The sequence below is a fragment of the Prolixibacter denitrificans genome (assembly GCF_003014495.1).
Lineage (GTDB): Bacteria > Bacteroidota > Bacteroidia > Bacteroidales > Prolixibacteraceae > Prolixibacter > Prolixibacter denitrificans.
This window is the reverse complement of the sequence record NZ_PYGC01000003.1, coordinates 365,803-384,885: the sequence shown is the minus strand read 5'-3', so window position 1 is coordinate 384,885 and position 19,083 is coordinate 365,803. Positions and strand designations below refer to the sequence as shown.

16 protein-coding genes are annotated in these 19,083 nt (G+C 44.6%); 12 read left to right on the top strand and 4 right to left on the bottom strand.

Features of this window, described 5'->3' with window-relative positions:
- The first annotated feature begins 56 nt into the window (after window positions 1-56).
- From CLV93_RS08515 to murI, 3 genes are all read left to right on the top strand, one after another.
- Window positions 57-572, top strand: coding sequence for an OmpH/Skp family outer membrane protein (locus CLV93_RS08515; RefSeq protein ID WP_106541753.1), 516 nt, complete (start codon window positions 57-59; stop codon window positions 570-572).
- Between the two features lie 41 nt (window positions 573-613).
- Entirely contained in the window at window positions 614-1,120 is a 507-nt protein-coding gene (locus CLV93_RS08510; protein WP_106541752.1) for an OmpH/Skp family outer membrane protein, read from the top strand.
- A gap of 126 nt (window positions 1,121-1,246) precedes the next feature.
- The gene (gene murI / locus CLV93_RS08505) at window positions 1,247-2,080 is read left to right on the top strand and encodes a glutamate racemase (protein WP_106541751.1); all 834 of its coding nucleotides are present in this window, start codon (window positions 1,247-1,249) and stop codon (window positions 2,078-2,080) included.
- Window positions 2,081-2,152: 72 nt separating this feature from the next.
- On the opposite strand, the gene CLV93_RS08500 is transcribed toward murI, so the two are convergent.
- Both CLV93_RS08500 and CLV93_RS08495 read right to left on the bottom strand, forming a co-directional pair.
- Window positions 2,153-3,250, bottom strand: a complete 1,098-nt coding sequence (locus tag CLV93_RS08500; protein WP_106541750.1) for a phosphotransferase enzyme family protein — start codon at window positions 3,248-3,250, stop codon at window positions 2,153-2,155.
- A 15-nt stretch (window positions 3,251-3,265) separates the two neighbouring features.
- Window positions 3,266-4,168, bottom strand: a complete 903-nt coding sequence (locus CLV93_RS08495; RefSeq protein ID WP_246187273.1) for a nucleotidyltransferase family protein — start codon at window positions 4,166-4,168, stop codon at window positions 3,266-3,268.
- Window positions 4,169-4,465: 297 nt separating this feature from the next.
- On the opposite strand from CLV93_RS08495, the gene gluP reads away from it, so the two are divergent.
- Window positions 4,466-5,683 (top strand): glucose/galactose MFS transporter, encoded by a 1,218-nt coding sequence (gene gluP, locus CLV93_RS08490; RefSeq protein ID WP_211297782.1) that lies wholly within the window; start codon window positions 4,466-4,468, stop codon window positions 5,681-5,683.
- Between the two features lie 161 nt (window positions 5,684-5,844).
- Here gluP and CLV93_RS08485 read toward each other — a convergent pair whose 3' ends face one another.
- Window positions 5,845-6,369: a gamma carbonic anhydrase family protein gene (locus CLV93_RS08485; RefSeq protein ID WP_106541749.1), complete on the bottom strand. Its 525-nt coding sequence runs from the start codon at window positions 6,367-6,369 to the stop codon at window positions 5,845-5,847.
- A gap of 215 nt (window positions 6,370-6,584) precedes the next feature.
- Here CLV93_RS08485 and CLV93_RS08480 point away from each other — a divergent pair, with 215 nt between their 5' ends.
- The 4 genes from CLV93_RS08480 to CLV93_RS08465 all read left to right on the top strand — a co-directional run bounded on the left by CLV93_RS08480 (window position 6,585) and on the right by CLV93_RS08465 (window position 13,685).
- Complete coding sequence (locus CLV93_RS08480) at window positions 6,585-8,426, top strand: 2-oxoacid:acceptor oxidoreductase subunit alpha (RefSeq protein ID WP_106541748.1); 1,842 nt, start codon at window positions 6,585-6,587, stop codon at window positions 8,424-8,426.
- 2 nt (window positions 8,427-8,428) lie between these two features.
- The gene (locus CLV93_RS08475) at window positions 8,429-9,445 is read left to right on the top strand and encodes a 2-oxoacid:ferredoxin oxidoreductase subunit beta (RefSeq protein ID WP_106541747.1); all 1,017 of its coding nucleotides are present in this window, start codon (window positions 8,429-8,431) and stop codon (window positions 9,443-9,445) included.
- Window positions 9,446-9,636: 191 nt separating this feature from the next.
- Window positions 9,637-12,621: a PEP/pyruvate-binding domain-containing protein gene (locus CLV93_RS08470; protein WP_106541746.1), complete on the top strand. Its 2,985-nt coding sequence runs from the start codon at window positions 9,637-9,639 to the stop codon at window positions 12,619-12,621.
- A 53-nt stretch (window positions 12,622-12,674) separates the two neighbouring features.
- Window positions 12,675-13,685, top strand: a complete 1,011-nt coding sequence (locus tag CLV93_RS08465) for an alpha/beta hydrolase (RefSeq protein ID WP_106541745.1) — start codon at window positions 12,675-12,677, stop codon at window positions 13,683-13,685.
- Window positions 13,686-13,692: 7 nt separating this feature from the next.
- On the opposite strand, the gene CLV93_RS08460 is transcribed toward CLV93_RS08465, so the two are convergent.
- Entirely contained in the window at window positions 13,693-14,037 is a 345-nt protein-coding gene (locus CLV93_RS08460) for an Hpt domain-containing protein (protein WP_106541744.1), read from the bottom strand.
- A gap of 233 nt (window positions 14,038-14,270) precedes the next feature.
- On the opposite strand from CLV93_RS08460, the gene gcvT reads away from it, so the two are divergent.
- The 4 genes from gcvT (at window position 14,271) to CLV93_RS08440 (ending at window position 19,020) form a co-directional block, all read left to right on the top strand.
- Entirely contained in the window at window positions 14,271-15,353 is a 1,083-nt protein-coding gene (gene gcvT, locus CLV93_RS08455) for a glycine cleavage system aminomethyltransferase GcvT (RefSeq protein WP_106541743.1), read from the top strand.
- A 245-nt stretch (window positions 15,354-15,598) separates the two neighbouring features.
- Window positions 15,599-16,669, top strand: a complete 1,071-nt coding sequence (serC, locus tag CLV93_RS08450) for a 3-phosphoserine/phosphohydroxythreonine transaminase (RefSeq protein WP_106541742.1) — start codon at window positions 15,599-15,601, stop codon at window positions 16,667-16,669.
- Window positions 16,670-16,796: 127 nt separating this feature from the next.
- Window positions 16,797-17,717 carry an NAD(P)-dependent oxidoreductase gene (locus tag CLV93_RS08445; RefSeq protein WP_106541741.1) on the top strand — a complete coding sequence of 307 codons (921 nt, stop codon included), beginning with the start codon at window positions 16,797-16,799 and terminating at the stop codon, window positions 17,715-17,717.
- Between the two features lie 55 nt (window positions 17,718-17,772).
- Window positions 17,773-19,020: a DUF1015 domain-containing protein gene (locus CLV93_RS08440; RefSeq protein WP_106541740.1), complete on the top strand. Its 1,248-nt coding sequence runs from the start codon at window positions 17,773-17,775 to the stop codon at window positions 19,018-19,020.
- The last annotated feature ends 63 nt before the right edge of the window (window positions 19,021-19,083 follow it).

Sequence of the window (19,083 nt, the reverse complement as noted above, 5' to 3'; positions counted from 1 at the left end):
GAAAAGTTGGTCTGGTTTTTGCTTTTGTTTGAGAAATTTCATTCAAAACACGAATTATGAAAAAGATCGTTCTCCTTTTTGCACTGATACTAAGCATGGCGGGCTATACATATGCCCAAAAATACGCTTACGTCGATACAGAATATATTCTTGATAATATTCCGGCTTATCATGCGGCGCAGGATCAGTTGGATAAGATTTCGAAACAGTATCAGAAAGAACTGGAAACATTACATGCTGAATTGGATCAGATGTACAAAGATTTTCAGGCCGAATCGGTGTTATTGTCTGATGATATGAAACGCCGTCGGGAAGATGTCATCGTTTCGAAAGAAAAAGAATATAAAAAGCTGCAGCGGCAGTACTTTGGACCAGAAGGGGATTTGTATAAAAAGCGTGAATCGCTGATTAAACCTATTCAGGACGATATTTACAATGCAATCCAAGAAATTGCAGAACAAGGCAGTTATGCTGTGATCTTTGACCGTTCTTCGGGTATGAGTATGCTGTATACGAACCCCAAATACGATTTAAGTGATCAGGTGCTGCAGAAACTTGGATATAAGAATTAATATCTATATCTATGCGAAATAATTTGTTAAATCAGTCAAGTATGAGAAACATTTTAAAGGTAATAGTACTTTTCGTAGCCCTTTTCGCCGGTAGCGCTTCAGCACAGACATATAAATTTGGGCATATCGATTTTAACCAGTTGTTGCAGGTAATGCCGGAGCGTGATGCTGCTCAGAAAGCGATGCAGAAGCATGCTACTGAGTTGGAAAATCAGCTGACTACTATGCAGAAAGAGTACCAGACGAAGGTACAGGCCTACATTGCCCAGCGTGACAGTCTCTCAGAAGCTGTACGTAGTGCAAAGGAGAATGATTTGCAGGATTTGCAACAACGCATCCAAAACTTCCAGTCTGTAGCTCAGCAAGATCTTCAGAAAAAACAGGAAGAACAATTCCAACCCATTGTTAAGAAAGCTCGTGCAGCTGTCGAAGCAGTGGCTAAAGAGCAAGGATTGATTTACGTATTCGACGTCAATAATCTTCTTTATCACTCTGCCCAATCAGAGGATATTCTGCCATTGGTGAAGAAAAAACTGGGAATCCAGTAAGTAAAAATATTTGAACTGAAAAAAGGACGCTGTCAGACAGTGTCCTTTTTTTGTTTTAAGGCTGTCAATAATACTTGGTTTAAGCAGAATTTTGTAGTTTCAGGTTGGAAAATAAAACCGGAAATAATGTCTGAAGATTACAAGCCTATTGGGGTATTCGATTCCGGATATGGAGGATTGACGGTTCTTCGTTCGGTAATTGATGAATTGCCGCAGTACGATTATCTCTACTTAGGCGATAATGCCCGAACTCCTTACGGTACCCGTTCATTTGAAGTTGTGTATGAGTATACACTTCAGGCTGTCGAAAAATTGTTTGAAATGGGCTGCCATCTGGTAATTCTGGCTTGTAATACGGCTTCCGCGAAAGCCTTACGTACGATACAACAAAGGGATTTACCTAACATTGATTGCTCTCGTCGTGTATTGGGCGTGATTCGTCCAAGCGTTGAACGCATTCCTTACGTGACTCGTTCCGGTCGTGTCGGAATATTGGGGACAACCGGTACCGTAAAATCGGAATCCTACCCGATGGAAATTCGGAAAATATCGGTTGACCACCCTGTAAAAACTTATCAGGAAGCTTGTCCGATGTGGGTTCCTATTGTCGAAAACAATGAAATTGGAACACCCGGAGCCGACTATTTCGTTGAAAAGAATGTGAAACAATTGCTGGAGAAGGACGCCGAAATCGACACAGTCATTTTAGGTTGCACGCACTATCCGTTACTATCGGAAACCATTCGGAAATTCCTTCCTAAACATATTCAGTTACTGGAACAAGGCCCCATAGTAGCCGACCGGCTGGCTGATTATTTGAAGAGGCATCCGGAAATAGAAAAGAAATGCTCAACAGGCGGTTCTCGTCGGTTTCTCACGACCGAATCAGTGGAAAACTTTGAAACCCGGGCGGGCGTGTTTTTTGGTGAATCGCTGAAGGCAGAACACATCCATCTTTAGTACTATAAATTTAAAAGGACGGAAAATCATCGTTTCCCGTCCTTTAGCTATTGTAAATATTTCAAGAAGCTCTTAATCTACTTCACTGATAAAATTTTCCATTTTTTCACGGTTTTCCTCCAATACTTCAAGGTACCTGAATTGAGCTTTGGTCCGAACCAGGTTGTGTTCCGGATAAGCAATCTTGTAATAGGTATCACCGTTCAGGTAATCAGTCATAAACCGAATGGCCTGTTCCCACGCCATGTAAAGGCACGAGAAGGCCAGGTTTTCTCTTTCTTTTTGCGTTAAAAACTTGCCGGCTTCTGTCAGGTAGCCTTCTGCAAAAGCTTCGAAAATATCCTTTGCAAAACTGATTTTTGATAAATCAGGTTCATCTTCCGCTGCGGTATTTCCAACAGTTCGGATGGCATCGCCAAAGTCGTACAAAGCACTTCCCGGCATCACGGTATCAAGATCGATAATGCACAACGGTTTATCGTTTTTATCAAACAAAATGTTGTTGATTTTGGTGTCGTTGTGCGTAATGCGCAAGGGGAGTTCTCCCGAATCAAGCCATTGCTGTATAAGCGTCATTTCGTCTCCGCGCGTTGAAAGTTGTTCCAGTAGTTCCCGGTTTTCAGCTACACGTCCGGCTGCATCCTTTTCAATGGCATTCCGGAAATCGTTGAGTCGGGAGATACCGTTGTGAAAATTAGGAATGGTTTCTACCAGTTTGTTGCCCGGTAAATCGGCCAGCTGTAGTTGAAAATGACCAAACGCCTGTGCGGCCATCATTGCCTGCTCAGGATTTTCGATATTTTCAACGCTATGACTTCCGGAAATGTAAAGAAATAACGTCCAGTAATTCCCTTTTTTGTCGTTAACAAACCATTTGCCATTCCTGGCAGGAAAATACCGCATTACCCTTCTGTCGATATCACCTTCCTGTGTCTTCTTAAGACCTTCGCGAATGTGTTCTGTTACCGCAACAATGTTGTCCATCATTCCGGCGACATTCGTAAAGATTTTGTGGTTTTTGCGTTGTAGAATAAAATCGGAAGCTTCGTTTTCCTGGTTTCGTCCTAGAAAGGTATCATTAATGTGCCCATTCCCGAACGGTTCCCAATGCTTCACGTGGCCTTTGGGGCTAAAAGATTCAAAAATCTGGTTTAGTTGATGGTTAGTCATATGGCAGTTTTTAGTTTATTTCCATAGATTCTCGGGATAGACCTTGTCTGCAACTAATTTCTTCAATTTATCCTGAACATACGGTTTATCTTCCTTGTAGGTAACACCAAACCACGGCGAATCGCAAGTCAGCACCTTTACGTTAACGGTTCCGTCAACAATTTTGTCATTGATAAGGAACGGCACAAAGAATTCCGATTTCAGTTGGTTGCCTTTTTCCTGCAGGAATTTGCGGAAGCCTTCGTTCAGATATTGGAAAACGGAGGTCTTTACTCCCCAAAAATTCATTGAAACAGGCTCTTTTCCGGTTAACGGAAAACGTTTATCGTCTTCGTAATAAACAATTTGGTTACCTTCCTTTTGAATCTTGGTCCGCTCATTAATTTCAGTCAAACGGCCAGAACTATCCGTTTGACAAACGCCGCGGGATACCGAGCCAAACTCCGACAATGTGTTATCCAGCTGGTAGCCTACCATTCCGTATTCGTTTTTGTCGGTTGAAGAGGTCAGGAACGAAGCAATTTCCTGGTAAGCCTGTGGTCCGTAAAAATCGTCGGCGTTGATGACTGCCATGGGAGCATCTACCTCTGGTTCGGCCATCAGTAAAGCATGTCCGGTTCCCCAGGGTTTTACCCTTTCGGGATGAATATCGTATACGGAAGGAATTTTATCCAGCGCCTGGTACACGTAAGCTACGTCGATTTTCCCTTCGAGCTGGGGAGCAAAGCGAGCTTTGAATTCATCTGCAAAATCTTCGCGGATGACAAATACCACTTTCCCAAATCCTGCCCTGATGGCATCGTAAAGCGAATAGTCGATAATGGCTTCTCCGTTTGGGCCCACTTCGTCGAGTTGTTTGAGGCCTCCGTACCGGCTTCCCATGCCGGCAGCCAGAATAACTAAAGTCGGTTTCATCATTTTGTCGTTTGTTTCGTCTTTTGAAACTACAAAAAGTTGGAATCATTCTGTCTCAACAACAAGATTCTCGCTTATGAAGTAGTTTCTTATTAAAAAAATTAGTCTTTTATGTAATGGGTTGAAAATAAATTCGATTTCAAAGGTGTACTTTTTAAAAGTTTATGACCCTTGTTTTTTCCCTTCAAAAGTAGGCATAACCCGCACGCAGACAAAGAGAAAATCCCAATTAATCTATTAAAATAAAGTATTATATTCGTGAACAACGTATTTTTTTATATAAACTAAACTAGTTCGAAAATGGCAGCAGAAACAGCTACTTACTCAAAACGGAATCATTACGTAATTCCAATTATCATTATTGGAGTTATGTTTTTTGTGATTGGATTTGCTCTTGGAATTAACGGTTACCTGATTCCCTTCCTGAAAAAGGCACTGGATTTATCTTCAGCTGAGTCTTACCTGGTATTGGCAGCTACCTTTTCGGCCTTTGTTGTCTTTGGATATCCTTCGGGAGTAATCATCAGCAAGATTGGCTACCGGCGTGGAATGATGGTTTCGTTTTTCTTCTTCGCAGTAGGACTGGCGCTGTTTGTTCCATCGGCCCGTTACGAGAGTCTGGGACTGTTTCTGTTGGCATCATTCATTAGTGGTATGGGAAATACGTTGCTCCAGGCATCGGTTAACCCGTATATCACCATTTTGGGGCCCCAGGAAAGTGCCGCGATGCGAATCAGTATCATGGGAATCATTAACAAGGCGGCCTGGGCTGTAGCACCGATATTCCTGAGTTTATTCCTGAATCTGGATGCACCATTGCTGCAAAAGATGTATTTCCCGTTTTACCTGATTGTAGGCATATTCGTTTTGCTGGGCATCGCTGTTTATTTCGCTCCGCTGCCGGAAGTGAAAGCCGAGGGGGAAGACGAAAGTGAAGAAGAGACTCCGGTTTCATCGTATGCACGGACAAAGACCAGCATTCTTCAGTTCCCGCACCTTATTCTGGGTGTTATTGCTCTCTTTTTCTATGTAGGTGTTGAAACGATAGCACTGGCAACCATTGTGGATTATGCCGACAGTTTAGGACTGGGTAATCCGGCAACTTATACAACGTACACGGTTATCTTCATGGTAATCGGTTACCTGTTCGGGGTGTTCTTTATTCCAAAGGTAATTACGCAGAATACGGCGTTGAAAATCAATTCCTGGTTGGGAGTAGCGGCTTCGTTGGCGATTGTTCTGGTATCCGGAAATTACTCCATTTGGTTCGTGGCTCTGCTGGGACTTGCGAACTCACTGATGTGGCCGGCCATTTGGCCCCTCGCCATTGCTGACCTGGGACGCTTTACCAAAACAGGAGCTTCGTTGCTGGTGATGGGGATTGTTGGTGGTGCCATTTTGCCGCTCGCTTTTGGCGGAGTAAAAGATATTGTTGGTATTCAGGCCGCTTACTGGGTTTGTTTCCCTGCCTATCTTTTCATTCTTTTCTATGCACTGAAAGGACATAAAATAAGATAATAGCTTATTTGTAATGAAAACAGATAAGGGTTACCAATTGGTAACCCTTTCTTTTTGTATTTCAGCAACATTTTTGTTTTGTAGCGCTCCAGATTTGATTGTTTTAAAACTATCACTTCGGATGGATATTCTAAAACATATTATGCGATGCTGATTATCAATTAATCTTCACCTTCTTTGTACCAGCCAGCGTACATGTGGTAGTTGTTGGCAATCCGGTGAATTTCGCCTTCCAGAAGCTCAGGACTGATTTCCTTGATTTTCTTGGCGGGCGAACCGGCATAAACCGATCCGGAACGCACAACAGTACCCTTGGTTACGATGGCTCCGGCCGCGATGATGGAGTTACTTTCAATAACCGCATCGTCAAGTACCACAGCGTTCATCCCGATAAGGACATTATCATGAATGGTACACCCGTGCACGATGGCTCCATGTGCAATGCTGACGTTATTACCGATGTTGGTTGGAGATTTCTGGTAGGTAGCATGAATAACTGCATTATCCTGGACATTGACATTATCACCCAGTTTGATGTAATGCACGTCGCCGCGTAAAACGGCGCCGAACCAAAAACTACAGTTATCACCTGTTTCCACATCACCAATAATGGCAGCATTTTCTGCAATAAAACAGTTACTGCCGAAGGTTGGCGTTTTGTCGCGAAGAGATTGTATAATGGCCATTATCTGTATTGATTTTAATTTACTACCAAAGTTAATATTATGGGCGAAATAAGTCGAATGTCATAGTCGCTGATAGCCTTTAATCATTAAATTTGTCACATATGTTTATAATCCTTTCTCTTGCGGGTAATTTTTTTGAGGAATTGATATAAAATATGCCTTAAAAATTGTTTTTCGTAAGTGGATAAACCTGTCGAACATAAGTTTTCGTAATTATGTCTAAGGAAACAAAAGTTATTGAACTTGAAGAGGTAGCCATCCGGTTTTCAGGAGACTCAGGAGATGGGATGCAGTTAACCGGAACATTGTTTTCGGATGCCTCTGCTCTGATTGGGAATGATATTTCGACATTCCCCGATTATCCTTCAGAAATACGCGCTCCGCAGGGAACCGTTGGCGGCGTGTCGGGCTTCCAGGTACAATTTGGAACCCGCCGGGTGACCACACCGGGTGACTACGCCCACGTGCTGGTAGCCATGAACCCTGCAGCCGTAAAAGCAAATGCGCCGTTTATGCGCCCCGGAGGGACGATTATTTACGACCAGGACAGTTTTACGGAGAAGAATTTTCAGAAGGCAAAATTTAGTACGGACAATCCGTTTGAGGAGTTGCAACTGGATGATTATTTCAAAATTCCGGTTCCTATAACTACCCTTACGAGGGAAGCGTTGAAAGATTTCGGTCTTGACAACAAAAGTATTCTGCGAAGCAAGAACATGTTTGCACTGGGCTTGGTAAGCTGGATGTTTGACCGTCCGATGGACTACATGGAGAGCTTCATTCAGAATAAATTCAAGAAGAAGCCTGCGGTGGTGGAAGCTAACCTTAAAGTGTTGAGGAGTGGTTGGAACTACGGTATGAACATGCAACACATGACGCCGAGGTACATCGTACATCCGGCGGCCATTGAACATGGTACTTACCGGAATATCAACGGTAACCTTGCTACTGCCTGGGGACTGCTCGCTGCTGCGGAAAAGGCCAATCTGGAACTTTTCCTCGGTTCGTATCCTATTACTCCTGCAACTGAAGTATTGCAAGCACTTTCGGCTCGCAAGGATTTAGGCGTAAAAACTTTTCAGGCTGAAGATGAAATCGCCGGAATTTCCACGACTATCGGAGCTGCATTTGCCGGGGATTTAGCGGTAACCTCTACTTCAGGTCCCGGTTTGGCTTTGAAATCAGAAGCATTGGGCTTGAGTGTAATGGCCGAGTTGCCTTTGGTTCTGGTAAACGTGCAACGTGGTGGCCCTTCAACCGGTTTGCCGACCAAAACAGAACAATCAGACCTGCTGCAGGCACTTTATGGCCGTAACGGTGAAAGTCCGGTAGTTGTATTGGCTGCTTCCACACCGTCCGATTGTTTCCACTATGCTTTCCATGCAGCTAAAATTGCTTTGGAAAGAATGGTGCCGGTTATTCTGATGACCGACGGATTCCTCGGAAACGGTTCGGAACCGTGGAGAATTCCGAAAATGGCCGATATGCCTACGATTACGCCTCGCATCGCTAAAAATGCGGAAACATACAAGCCATATGCCCGCGATGAAGAAACGTTGTCGCGCGAGTGGGCTTATCCAGGAATGGATGGCTTCCAGCACCGCATTGGTGGTTTGGAGAAAGACCTGATGGGTAACGTCAGTCACGATCCGGAAAATCACCAGAAGATGGTTGAAATTCGTGCAGAGAAGGTTAAGCGTGTTGTCGATATGGTTCCTGAACTGGAAGTATGTGGAGAACAGGAAGGCGACCTGCTGGTTGTAAGCTGGGGAGGTACCTTTGGACACATGGAAAGTGCGGTTCGTGAAATGCGCTCGCTTGATCATAAAATTGGTCTGGCACACTTCAATTACATCAATCCGCTGCCGGCCAATGTTCATGAGGTATTTAGCCGGTTTAAGAAGATTATTGTCTGCGAGTTGAACATGGGACAGTTTGCAGCCTATCTCCGTGATAAAGAACCCGATTTCAAATACGAACAATTCAATAAGGTCAAAGGACTTCCGTTTACGGTTCATGAATTGTGCGAGAAGTTTGAACAATTATTGGAGGAATAACAATGGCCGAAGAATTAGCATTAACAATAAAAGACTTCAAAAGCGAGAATGAAGTTCGCTGGTGTCCGGGATGTGGCGATCATGCCATCTTGAATGCCATTCAAAAAGCAATGGCTTCACTGAACATTGCGCATAAAGACTATGCAGTCATTTCAGGAATCGGATGTTCTTCCAGGTTTCCGTACTATATGAGTACCTACGGTTTTCATACCATCCACGGACGTGCTGCTGCGGTGGCATCCGGTGTGAAATGTGCCAATCCCAATCTCTGTGTTTGGGAAATCACCGGCGACGGTGACGCGTTGGCCATCGGTGGAAACCATTTCATTCACCTGATTCGCCGTAACATCGACATCAATGTCATCTTGTTTAACAACAAGATTTACGGTTTGACGAAAGGACAGTACTCTCCAACTTCCGACAGAGGTTTTGTAACCAAAACTTCACCTTACGGAACAGTCGAAGATCCGTTTGTTCCGGGACAGTTGGTGTTGGGTGCCCGCGGAACTTTCTTCGCCCGCTCGGTGGATAACAACATCAAACTGAGCCAGGAAATTTTTGAAGAAGCCGCCAAACACAAAGGCGCCTCGGTGGTGGAAGTACTCCAGAACTGTATGATTTACAACAATGGAATTCATGCAGCCATCACCGATCCGAAGATGAAAAAGGAACACCAGCTGATGCTGAAGCATGGTGAGCCGATGATTTTCGGTGAGAACGAAGACAAAGGTCTGGTACTGGAATGTGGTCGTCTGAAAGTGGTTAAAATCGGTGAAGACGGTGTTACCCGCGACGATATTCTGGTTCACGATGTAACAGAACCCAACGGATTCGTTCATCAGTTGCTGATTAACATGGCGCTTCCCGATTTCCCGGTAGCTATGGGAGTTATTCGTGCGGTACCAGGCCCGTCTTATGATGAGGCCATGGTAGCCCAGATTGAAGAGGTGAAGTCGACAGCAAAGATTAAATGCGTTGACGACCTGTTGACCAGTGGAAACACATGGGTGGTTGAATAAAGTATCAACAACATACCATTGAAAAGGAGGCTTCGGCCTCCTTTTTTGTTTTATAAGGGTAAAAATTTCGCTATTTTCAACCAAATCAATTCCGGAACAATGAAGCGAAGCAGCACTTTCGTGGAAGGGACGGAGTTGTTCATTGTTGAATCGAGTTACCAATAATTGTTGGTAAATCTAACCTATGGCGAATGAGTAAGTTCGATAATATTTCACTCTCTTCCATTTACAAAAGAAGAAAAACCGACCGGGACATTTTTCAGGAACTAATGCCAACCAAAGTGAAGGAAATTCTCCTGGTGGCTACGCATTACGATGCTTATTCGATTGTTCGTGAAGGACAATTTTCTGATAAAATTTTTGGTGAATATCTTCAGTTGAATTTGTACGCAGCACCTCGTTTTACCAGCGTTAGCAATTCAGAGGAGGCATTGAAGGTGCTGAACACGCGCCATTTCGATATGGTCATCATCATGGCAGGAGTAGACAAGGAAGCTCCATTGCGCACGGCCGAGGATATCCACTTCGTGAAGGCCCGCATTCCGATTCTTCTTTTGGTTAACAACAACAGCGATTTGGCCTATTTCTATTCGGCTGCTGAGGGTGTTCCCGCCATCGACCGCGTTTTCGTGTGGAACGGAAACACCAACGTCTTCATGGCCATGATTAAATACATCGAGGACAAGAAGAACGTGGCGCGCGACACGCAACTGGGTAATGTCCGTATTATTTTGCTGGTGGAAGATTCGGTGAAGTATTATTCGCGGTACCTGCCATTGCTCTATACCAGTGTGATGACGCAAACACAAAGCCTGGTATCGGATGAATCGACAGATGAATTGCACATGATTCTGAAAATGCGTGCCCGTCCGAAGTTGTTGCTGGTGAGTACCTATGAAGATGCTTTGGAGATTATTAATAACTACCGTGAATACCTGCTTTGCGTTATTTCGGATGTGAAATTTGCGAAGAATGGAGTGGATGATGAAGACGCGGGGGTGGAGCTGTTGAAGTATGTGAAACGGACGCTCCGGTTCCCCATTCCCATCCTGCTGCAATCGCATGACGTGACCAATGCAGAACGGGCGAAAGATATCGGAGCCGATTTCATCAATAAAAACTCTGATAGTCTGGCGTTGGATATCAGTGAATTCATCAACTATAAATTGGGATTCGGTGATTTCGTTTTCCGGAACGGGAGAGGCGAAAAAATAGCTGTTGCACGAAATCTTCACGAATTCGAGGAGTTGATCATCAAAGTTCCGGTTGAGTCGCTGGTTTATCATGCAAAGCAGAATGCATTTTCAACCTGGTTGATGGCACGCGGTGAGATTAATATGGCAGAAGAGTTGTTGCCTTATCGCGTGGAAGATTTCGATGATCCGAGCCGCATTCGCGATTTGTGTTTGAATGTATTTGCCAAAGTCAGGGAAAAGAAAAACCGGGGAAGAATTGTCAATTTCGATCCGCAGTTGGTAAAAGGAAACCGTTATATCGTCCGGCTCGGAAGAGGTTCTCTTGGAGGAAAGGGACGTGGTTTGGCTTTCATCAGTAACCTGATCGAAAACCTCGATTTGAAAAAACTAATTCCGGGAATCAATATCCGTCTTCCCGCTACCGCGATAATTGGCGCAATTGAGTTTGACAAGTTCCTGGAATTGAATAATCTATATCATGTAGCGTACCATCATCACGATTACAATGTCATTCGGGAAAAGTTCCTGGAAGCCGAATTGAGCATGACATTGAAAGAGCGGCTCTTTCAGTACATTAAACGAATGGATCGGCCGTTGGCCATTCGTTCCAGCGGCTTGTTTGAGGATTCGCTGTTGCGGCCGTTTTCGGGAGTTTATTCCACTTACCTGATTCCGAATAATCATCCGGATGTGGATGTTCGTTTTGAGCAACTGATGACAGCTGTGAAGCTGGTCTATTCATCCATTTTCACTCCCGATGCCATTTCATACTTCGAAGCCATCAATTACAAAATCGAAGAGGAGAAAATGGCGGTCATCATCCAGGAAGTGGTGGGGCACGAGCGCAACGAAAAGTTTTACCCGACCATCAGCGGAGTGGCTCAGTCGTTTAATTACTATCCTTACTCTTACATGGAGCCGGAGGATGGTTTCGCGGTAGCCGGTATTGGTTTGGGAATGCTGGTCGTTGGAGGGGAGAAGGCTTTCCGGTTTTGTCCCAAATATCCAAACCTGAATAACAGTTCGGTTCATGACATGGTCCGGGATTCGCAGCGCGAGTTCTACGCCATCGATATGACCCGTGACTCGTTTGATTTGACCCGGGACGGTGAAGATGCTGCGATTACACAGTATCGTATGGCGGAAGCCGAAAAAGATGGTGTTTTGACGCACTGTGCTTCGACGTATGACATGGAAAATGATTATCTGATTCCGGGGATTGATCAAAAGGGACCGCGGGTGATCGATTTCGCCAATATTTTGAAATACGATCACCTCCCGCTTTCCGATACACTTCAGCTGCTGCTGAATCTTTTTAAACAGGCCATGGGGTCACCGGTCGAGCTGGAATATTCTATGGAACTGGAGAATGGCGAGTATGGTTTACCAACTTTCTATTTGCTACAGATAAAACCGCTCATTCGTCAGGAGGAAGAAATCACCATCGATTTGGGAGCCATGGATGAAGAAAATACATTGATGGTCTCCCACAGGGGGATGGGACACGGCCGGATTGAAGAGATACATGACGTGGTTTACGTCGATACCGATACTTTCGACCGGACGGAAACGAGAGCGATAGCCAAAGAAATTCAGGAAGTGAATAACCGTTTGGGAAAAGAAGGGAAGAAGTTTGTCCTGATTGGTCCCGGCCGTTGGGGAACACGCGATCCTTACACAGGTATTCCCGTCATTTGGGCCAACATCAACAATGCGCGGGTGATTGTAGAAATGGGCTTACCCGATTTCCCGCTGGATGCTTCTTTGGGTTCGCACTTCTTCCACAATGTTACGTCAATGAATGTGGGCTATTTCTCGGTTCCTCATAAGACGAAAGAGAACTTTTTGAATCTCGATATTCTGAAAAAGCAGGAAGTGGTTTGGGAAAGCAACTTCGTCAAGCATGTTCGGTTTGAGAATGAGCTGGAAATCTTGATGAACGGCCGGGAACGAACGGCCATCATCCGGTTCGAAGAATAGAACTTAATTATGCGCTTCAACGTTATAACTGTTCGAAAATAAAATTCCTAAAGGTGAAGAAAAGATACATTCCGTTTTTGGTTATCGCCGCTCTGGTGATAGTGTATTTGTTGGGGCCGGTGATGCCGAAGCCGGTATTGGATAATACCTTGCCGAAAGTTCCGGTTTCTCTGGATTCTGTTGCATGGTATGTGAATAAAAAGGAATCGTCGGTGAAGACCAAGCCCGACAACGAAGCTCGCATCATCTGGGCGAACGATTCGGTTCATCAAAAAACGGACTATGTTCTGCTTTACCTTCCGGGTTTTTCGGCCAGTTATTACGAAGGTTACCCGGTGAACGCCGATTTCGCGAAACGATATGGTTGCAATGCCTATTTTGCCAGATTAGCGGGACATGGGCTGGTAACAAAAGAGCCACTTTTGGATATGACGCCGGACAACCTGTACGAAACGGCAAAAGAAGCTTTGGTTATTGCCAGTCGGCTGGGGAACAAGGTTATTATCATGAGTACTTCCACCGGCGGAACATTGAGTTTAATGCTGGATGCTAACTTTCCCAAAATGATCGATGCGCTGATTCTCTATTCTCCGAATATCAAAATACGCCAGAAATCAGCAAGCCTTATTCTTTCGAAGCCATGGGGACTGCAAATTGCGCGCTTGGTGTACGGCGGCAAATACCGCGTTACCGGAGATGATCCGAATAGTAAAATTGGTCAATACTGGTACACGAGTTACCGGGCAGAGGCAACCGTTTATCTTCAGCAGCTGCTCGATGCCGGGATGAAAAAATCGACATTTGCTAAGGTAAAATGTCCGGTTTTTCTGGGCTATTATTACAAAGATGAGGAGCACCAGGACCCAACGGTTGACGTGGGAGCTGAGCTGAAAATGTTTTCCGAAATCGGAACGCCAGCCAACTTAAAGGTGAAGAAAGCATTTCCGGAAGCCGGTGTGCACACCATCGCATGCAAACTCACCTCGGGAGCTGTTCCGCAGGTTGAGAAAGCGACATGGCATTTTGCCGACGATGTATTACATATGACGCCGGTTCATCCGTAGCTTTTTGTTATAGTTTGTCCAGTTCCTGTTTTAGTTCTTCCACCGCAGCATTGCATTGCTTGTCGAACTCTTTGACGTAGTCGGCATAGGTTTCTTCGCCTTTGCCGTCAAGTGTCAGAAGCTGGAGTGTCTTCAGGTCTTTTCCGAGCTGCTCCATTCCAACCACCAGAACGGATGATTTGGCTTTGTGGGCTTCTTTCCCCAGTTCGAGATATTTCTTTTCAGCCAGATAGTTATTCAGGTTTTCGGAAAATTCCGGAATTTGGCTGATAAATAATTCTATCATTTCACGGATAATTTCGGGTTCTCCACCCGTCACATTACGCAGGTAATTCAGGTCTGTATATGCCATGTTTTCTCTTTTACGGGAATATTCTACCAAGTGTAAATTAGTTAATCAAATATACAATGAAAAGAACCTTATGTCAAGTTGATAATTTTCAGCTTTCCCGGCAGGAAAAATGCTTAGCTTTGTCTACATCACAGCAAGACAATATTGTAAAAACAAAAATAGAAGTGCGATGCAAGGTTCAGATAATAAGTTCTTTTCATCGTTTCTTCGGGCAAATGTAAAATAGCAGCGAAATGAAAAGAACCGCATTTTTCGACATTCATAACAGCAACGGGGCTAAAATAGTTGAGTTTGCTGGTTTCGAAATGCCAATTGAATATTCCGGAATTAAGGACGAACACATGACTGTGCGCAATGGCGTGGGCGTTTTCGACGTGTCACATATGGGCGAATTTTGGGTAACCGGTCCACAGGCGTTGGCTTTTATCCAAAAGGTAACCTCCAACGATGCTTCGAAATTAGCACCCGGGCAAGCGCAGTATTCTTGTTTACCTAACGGGAAAGGCGGCATCGTGGACGATTTAATTGTTTATTGTTTCGAGCCGGAGAAATACCTGCTGGTAGTTAACGCAGCCAACATCGAAAAAGACTGGCAGTGGCTGGTTAGCCAAAACACTGAAGAGGCAGAGATGCTGAATGCATCCGACGAAATTAGTCAGCTGGCTATCCAGGGACCCAAAGCAACCGGTATTCTCCAGAAACTGACAAAAGTCGATTTATCGTCCATCAAATTTTACACCTTCACGGTAGGCGAATTCGCCGGAGTTTCGGATGTGATTATTTCCGCAACCGGTTATACCGGGGCCGGAGGTTTCGAGCTTTATTTCAATAACAAGGATGCTGAAGCTATCTGGAGCGCTATTTTCGAAGCCGGTAAAGAAGAAGGTATCAAACCGATTGGACTGGGCGCACGCGATACGCTTCGTCTGGAAATGGGATACTGCTTGTATGGAAACGACATCGACGATACTACATCGCCTATCGAAGCCGGATTGGGTTGGATTACAAAATTCACCGACGAGAAGAATTTCATCGATAAAGATGTGTTGACCCGCCAGAAAGAAGAAGGCGTAACCCGTCGTTTGCGGGCCTTTGAAATGATCGATCGCGGTATTCCCCGTCATGGTTACGAAATCGTGAATGAAGACGACGAAGTAATTGGTGAAGTCACTTCCGGAAGTATGTCACCGGTTCGTGGGATCGGTATTGGCATGGGCTACGTAAAAACCGGCTATACCAAGTTGGGAACGGAGATTTATATCCGGGTACGGAATAAGAAATTGAAAGCAAAAGTGGTCAAATTGCCATTTATTTAAATTGATTGATTTAAAATACTGTAAATTTTAAGATCATTTATCCTGATAATTGTCGGGAAATTCATATTTGTTATAATTTTACAGTTTTTAAGTAAAGTGACCTGAAATGCGCTCTTGATTATTTCGTAATTGATTGAATAATTGATAGATAAATTGCTTTTAAAGGAGCGGAGAACGGGGCGCATTAACTTGAATGACAGTACTCAATTTTTAGTTGTCTAAATACAATTCAATATTCCTCTACTATGAAAACGCATAATTTTTACGCAGGACCTTCCATCCTGCCCGAATTCACAAAAGAACGGACTGCCGAAGCCGTAATGAATTTTGCCGGAACCGGATTATCGGTGATGGAAGTCTCGCACCGTAGCAAAGAGTTCGTTGCGGTAATGGATGAAGCAAGGGACCTCGTGAAAGAACTTCTGGAGGTACCGGCAGATTACGAAGTTTTGTTCCTTCAGGGAGGAGCCAGCACTCAGTTTTACATGGTTCCGTTCAACCTGATGAAAACCAAAGCTGCTTATCTGAATACCGGAACCTGGGCTTCCAAAGCCATCAAAGAGGCCAAACTTTACGGAGAGGTTATTGAAGTAGCATCGTCAAAAGACAAAAATTTCAATTACATCCCTCGCGGTTACGAAGTGCCTTCGGATGTTGATTATCTCCATATTACCACCAATAATACCATTTTTGGTACCGAAATTCTGGAAGACCTCGATGTTCCGGTTCGTATTGTTGCCGACATGTCTTCTGATATTTTCAGCCGCCCGATTGACATCAAAAAATATGATGTGATTTATGCTGGTGCGCAGAAAAATCTCGCTCCATCGGGAGTTACCCTGGTGATTATCAAGAAAGATATTCTGGGTAAAGTTGATCGTCCGATTCCTACGATGATCGATTATCGTACGCACATCGACAAGGAATCTATGTTCAATACGCCTCCGACAGTTCCGGTATTTGCTGCATTGATGACGCTTCGCTGGCTGAAAGAGAACGGTGGCATTAAGGAGATGGAGAAGAAAAACATCGCGAAAGCCAAGTTGCTGTACGATGAATTAGATCGCAACAAGATGTTTGTTCCGAATATTCCGAATCCGGAAGATCGTTCACGGATGAACGTAACTTTCGTGATGGCTCCGGGTTTCGAAGAGTTTGAAAAAGAATTCCTCGAAGTGGCAGCTGCACACAATATTGTTGGTATCAAAGGCCACCGAAGTGTTGGTGGATTCAGAGCTTCGATATACAATGCCATGCCGATTGAAAGCGTGGGAGTATTGGTTGAAGCGATGAAAGAATTTGAAGCCAAACACTAATGAAATAACTGAAAAGGCGTGATTCTGTCACGCCTTTTTTCGTGATCTGAATCATTGACTTCAATCATTGATTGGCTCGGACGGTAACCGTACCTTTTTCATGTGATTATAAAAAACTGACTCAAACATGAAAAAAGTATTGGTAGCAACTGTTAAACCCTTTGCCAGTGAGGCGATTGAACAGATGAAGGCGATTGTTGAAGCAGCAGGGTTTGAATGGCAGTTGTTGGAAAAATATTCGGATAAAGCAGAACTTTTAGCGGCAGTAGCTGATGCGAACGCTTTAATCGTCAGGAGTGACCAGTGCGATGCCGAGGTGCTGAACGCTGCTTCCGAATTAGAGATTGTGGTTCGTGCCGGAGCCGGTTATGATAACGTCGATATTGAAACCGCAAGGGAGAGGGGCATTGTTGTGATGAATACGCCCGGACAGAATTCAAATGCAGTAGCCGAACTAACATTCGGTTTGTTGCTGAACCTGGTCCGGAACGGTTTTAACGGAACAGCCGGTACCGAGCTTTTGGGAAAGACATTTGGTATCATGGGATATGGTAACATAGGGCTGCATTTGTACCGAATCGCCAAAGGTTTTGGCATGGATGTTACAGGCTGTAGCCCGACGTTGAGCCCGGAACAAGCTAAAGAACAGGGCATCCGTTACGCTGACGGTCCGATAGATTTGTTCTCTTCGTCCCAGATCATTTCGCTGAATATTCCAAGCAATCACGAAACACGCGGACTTATTAATCATCATCTGATGATGATGATGCCGAAAGGAGCCCTTTTGGTCAATACGGCGCGGAAAGAGATCATCAAAGAAGATGATTTGGAAAAAGTTTTGGAAGAGCGCGAAGACTTCTGTTATGCTGCCGATGTAGCCCCGGATAACCGGGACGTATTGGAACAGCGTTTCCCCGGAAGGGTGTTGTTCACAGCCAAAAAAATGGGTGCGCAAACTGCCGAAGCTAACATCAATGCCGGGACAGCTGCTGCATCGCAGATTGTAGGCTTTTTTCAAAAAGGAGATACAACTTTCAAGGTGAACTGACAGTTGTGTCGAAAGATATGAAGTGGAATAATTATTAGTTCGAATTATAAACGATATGGCTGTTTTAAAACCTTTTAAAGGACTGCGTCCGCCTCGGGAACTGGCTCAAAAAGTAGCTTCCCGCCCGTACGATGTGTTGAATTCGGAAGAAGCCCGGAAAGAAGCCGAGGGAAATCCTCAGTCGCTGTTGCACATCATTAAACCTGAGATTGATTTTCCGGCAGGAACCGATGAACATACGGAGCCGGTTTACGATAAAGCTGTCGAAAATTTCCATCTGTTTAAAGAAAAAGGATGGCTGGTACAAGACGAAAAAGATAAGCTGTACATCTATGCGCAGACCATGAATGGCCGTACGCAATACGGAATTGTGGGTGCGGCGTCGGTTGATGATTACATGAATGGTGTTATCAAGAAACACGAGCTTACGCGGAAAGACAAAGAAGAAGACCGGATGAAGCACGTGCGCAACACTAACGCCAACGTGGAACCCGTATTCTTTACCTTCCCGGCCGTTCAGGAACTGGATGATATCGTAGCCAAAATTGTGAAGGAAAATGAGCCTGAGTACGATTTCGTGGCAGAAGACGGATTCGGACACCATTTCTGGGTGATTGATGATGAAGCCACCATCAACCGGATTGTGGAGCTGTTTGCTGAAATTCCGGCAACTTATGTAGCCGACGGTCACCACCGGACGGCAGCAGCAGCGCTGGTAGGAAATGAAAAGCGGCAGAATAATCCGAACCATACCGGTAACGAAGAGTATAACTTTTTCCTGGCCGTTCATTTTCCCGACAATCAACTTCAGATTATAGACTACAACCGCGTAGTAAAAGATTTGAATGGTTTGACGGAAGCAGAATTGCTGACGAAGCTTGAAGAGGATTTCGAGGTGGCAGAAATGGGAACTGATATTTTCAAACCGGAAGAACTGCATACTTTCAGTATGTATTTGGATGGAAAATGGTATAAACTGGTAGCTCGTTCCGGACGCTATGACGACAATGATCCGATTGGTGTGCTGGACGTTACCATTTTGTCGGATTTGGTTCTCGACAAGATTTTGGGAATTAAAGATCTGCGCACCGATAAGCGCATCGATTTTGTTGGTGGAATTCGCGGATTAGGCGAACTGAAACGCCGCGTTGATTCAGACGAAATGAAGGCGGCATTTGCCCTTTACCCGGTTTCCATGCAGCAGTTGATTGATATTGCTGATACCGGAAATATCATGCCTCCGAAGACGACCTGGTTCGAACCGAAGCTGCGTTCAGGCCTGGTGATTCACGAGCTGGATTAAAATCTCAAACGAGTATATAAAAAGAAAGGTGACCATTTAGGCCACCTTTTTTTGTGTTATGTA

Coding starts and splice junctions, on each gene's coding strand:
- CLV93_RS08515 (WP_106541753.1), top strand. CDS start 57: ATGAAAAAGATCGTTCTCCTTTTTGCACTGATACTAAGCATGGCGGGC.
- CLV93_RS08510 (WP_106541752.1), top strand. CDS start 614: ATGAGAAACATTTTAAAGGTAATAGTACTTTTCGTAGCCCTTTTCGCC.
- murI (WP_106541751.1), top strand. CDS start 1,247: ATGTCTGAAGATTACAAGCCTATTGGGGTATTCGATTCCGGATATGGA.
- CLV93_RS08500 (WP_106541750.1), bottom strand. CDS start 3,250: ATGACTAACCATCAACTAAACCAGATTTTTGAATCTTTTAGCCCCAAA.
- CLV93_RS08495 (WP_246187273.1), bottom strand. CDS start 4,168: ATGATGAAACCGACTTTAGTTATTCTGGCTGCCGGCATGGGAAGCCGG.
- gluP (WP_211297782.1), top strand. CDS start 4,466: ATGGCAGCAGAAACAGCTACTTACTCAAAACGGAATCATTACGTAATT.
- CLV93_RS08485 (WP_106541749.1), bottom strand. CDS start 6,369: ATGGCCATTATACAATCTCTTCGCGACAAAACGCCAACCTTCGGCAGT.
- CLV93_RS08480 (WP_106541748.1), top strand. CDS start 6,585: ATGTCTAAGGAAACAAAAGTTATTGAACTTGAAGAGGTAGCCATCCGG.
- CLV93_RS08475 (WP_106541747.1), top strand. CDS start 8,429: ATGGCCGAAGAATTAGCATTAACAATAAAAGACTTCAAAAGCGAGAAT.
- CLV93_RS08470 (WP_106541746.1), top strand. CDS start 9,637: ATGAGTAAGTTCGATAATATTTCACTCTCTTCCATTTACAAAAGAAGA.
- CLV93_RS08460 (WP_106541744.1), bottom strand. CDS start 14,037: ATGGCATATACAGACCTGAATTACCTGCGTAATGTGACGGGTGGAGAA.
- gcvT (WP_106541743.1), top strand. CDS start 14,271: ATGAAAAGAACCGCATTTTTCGACATTCATAACAGCAACGGGGCTAAA.
- serC (WP_106541742.1), top strand. CDS start 15,599: ATGAAAACGCATAATTTTTACGCAGGACCTTCCATCCTGCCCGAATTC.
- CLV93_RS08445 (WP_106541741.1), top strand. CDS start 16,797: ATGAAAAAAGTATTGGTAGCAACTGTTAAACCCTTTGCCAGTGAGGCG.
- CLV93_RS08440 (WP_106541740.1), top strand. CDS start 17,773: ATGGCTGTTTTAAAACCTTTTAAAGGACTGCGTCCGCCTCGGGAACTG.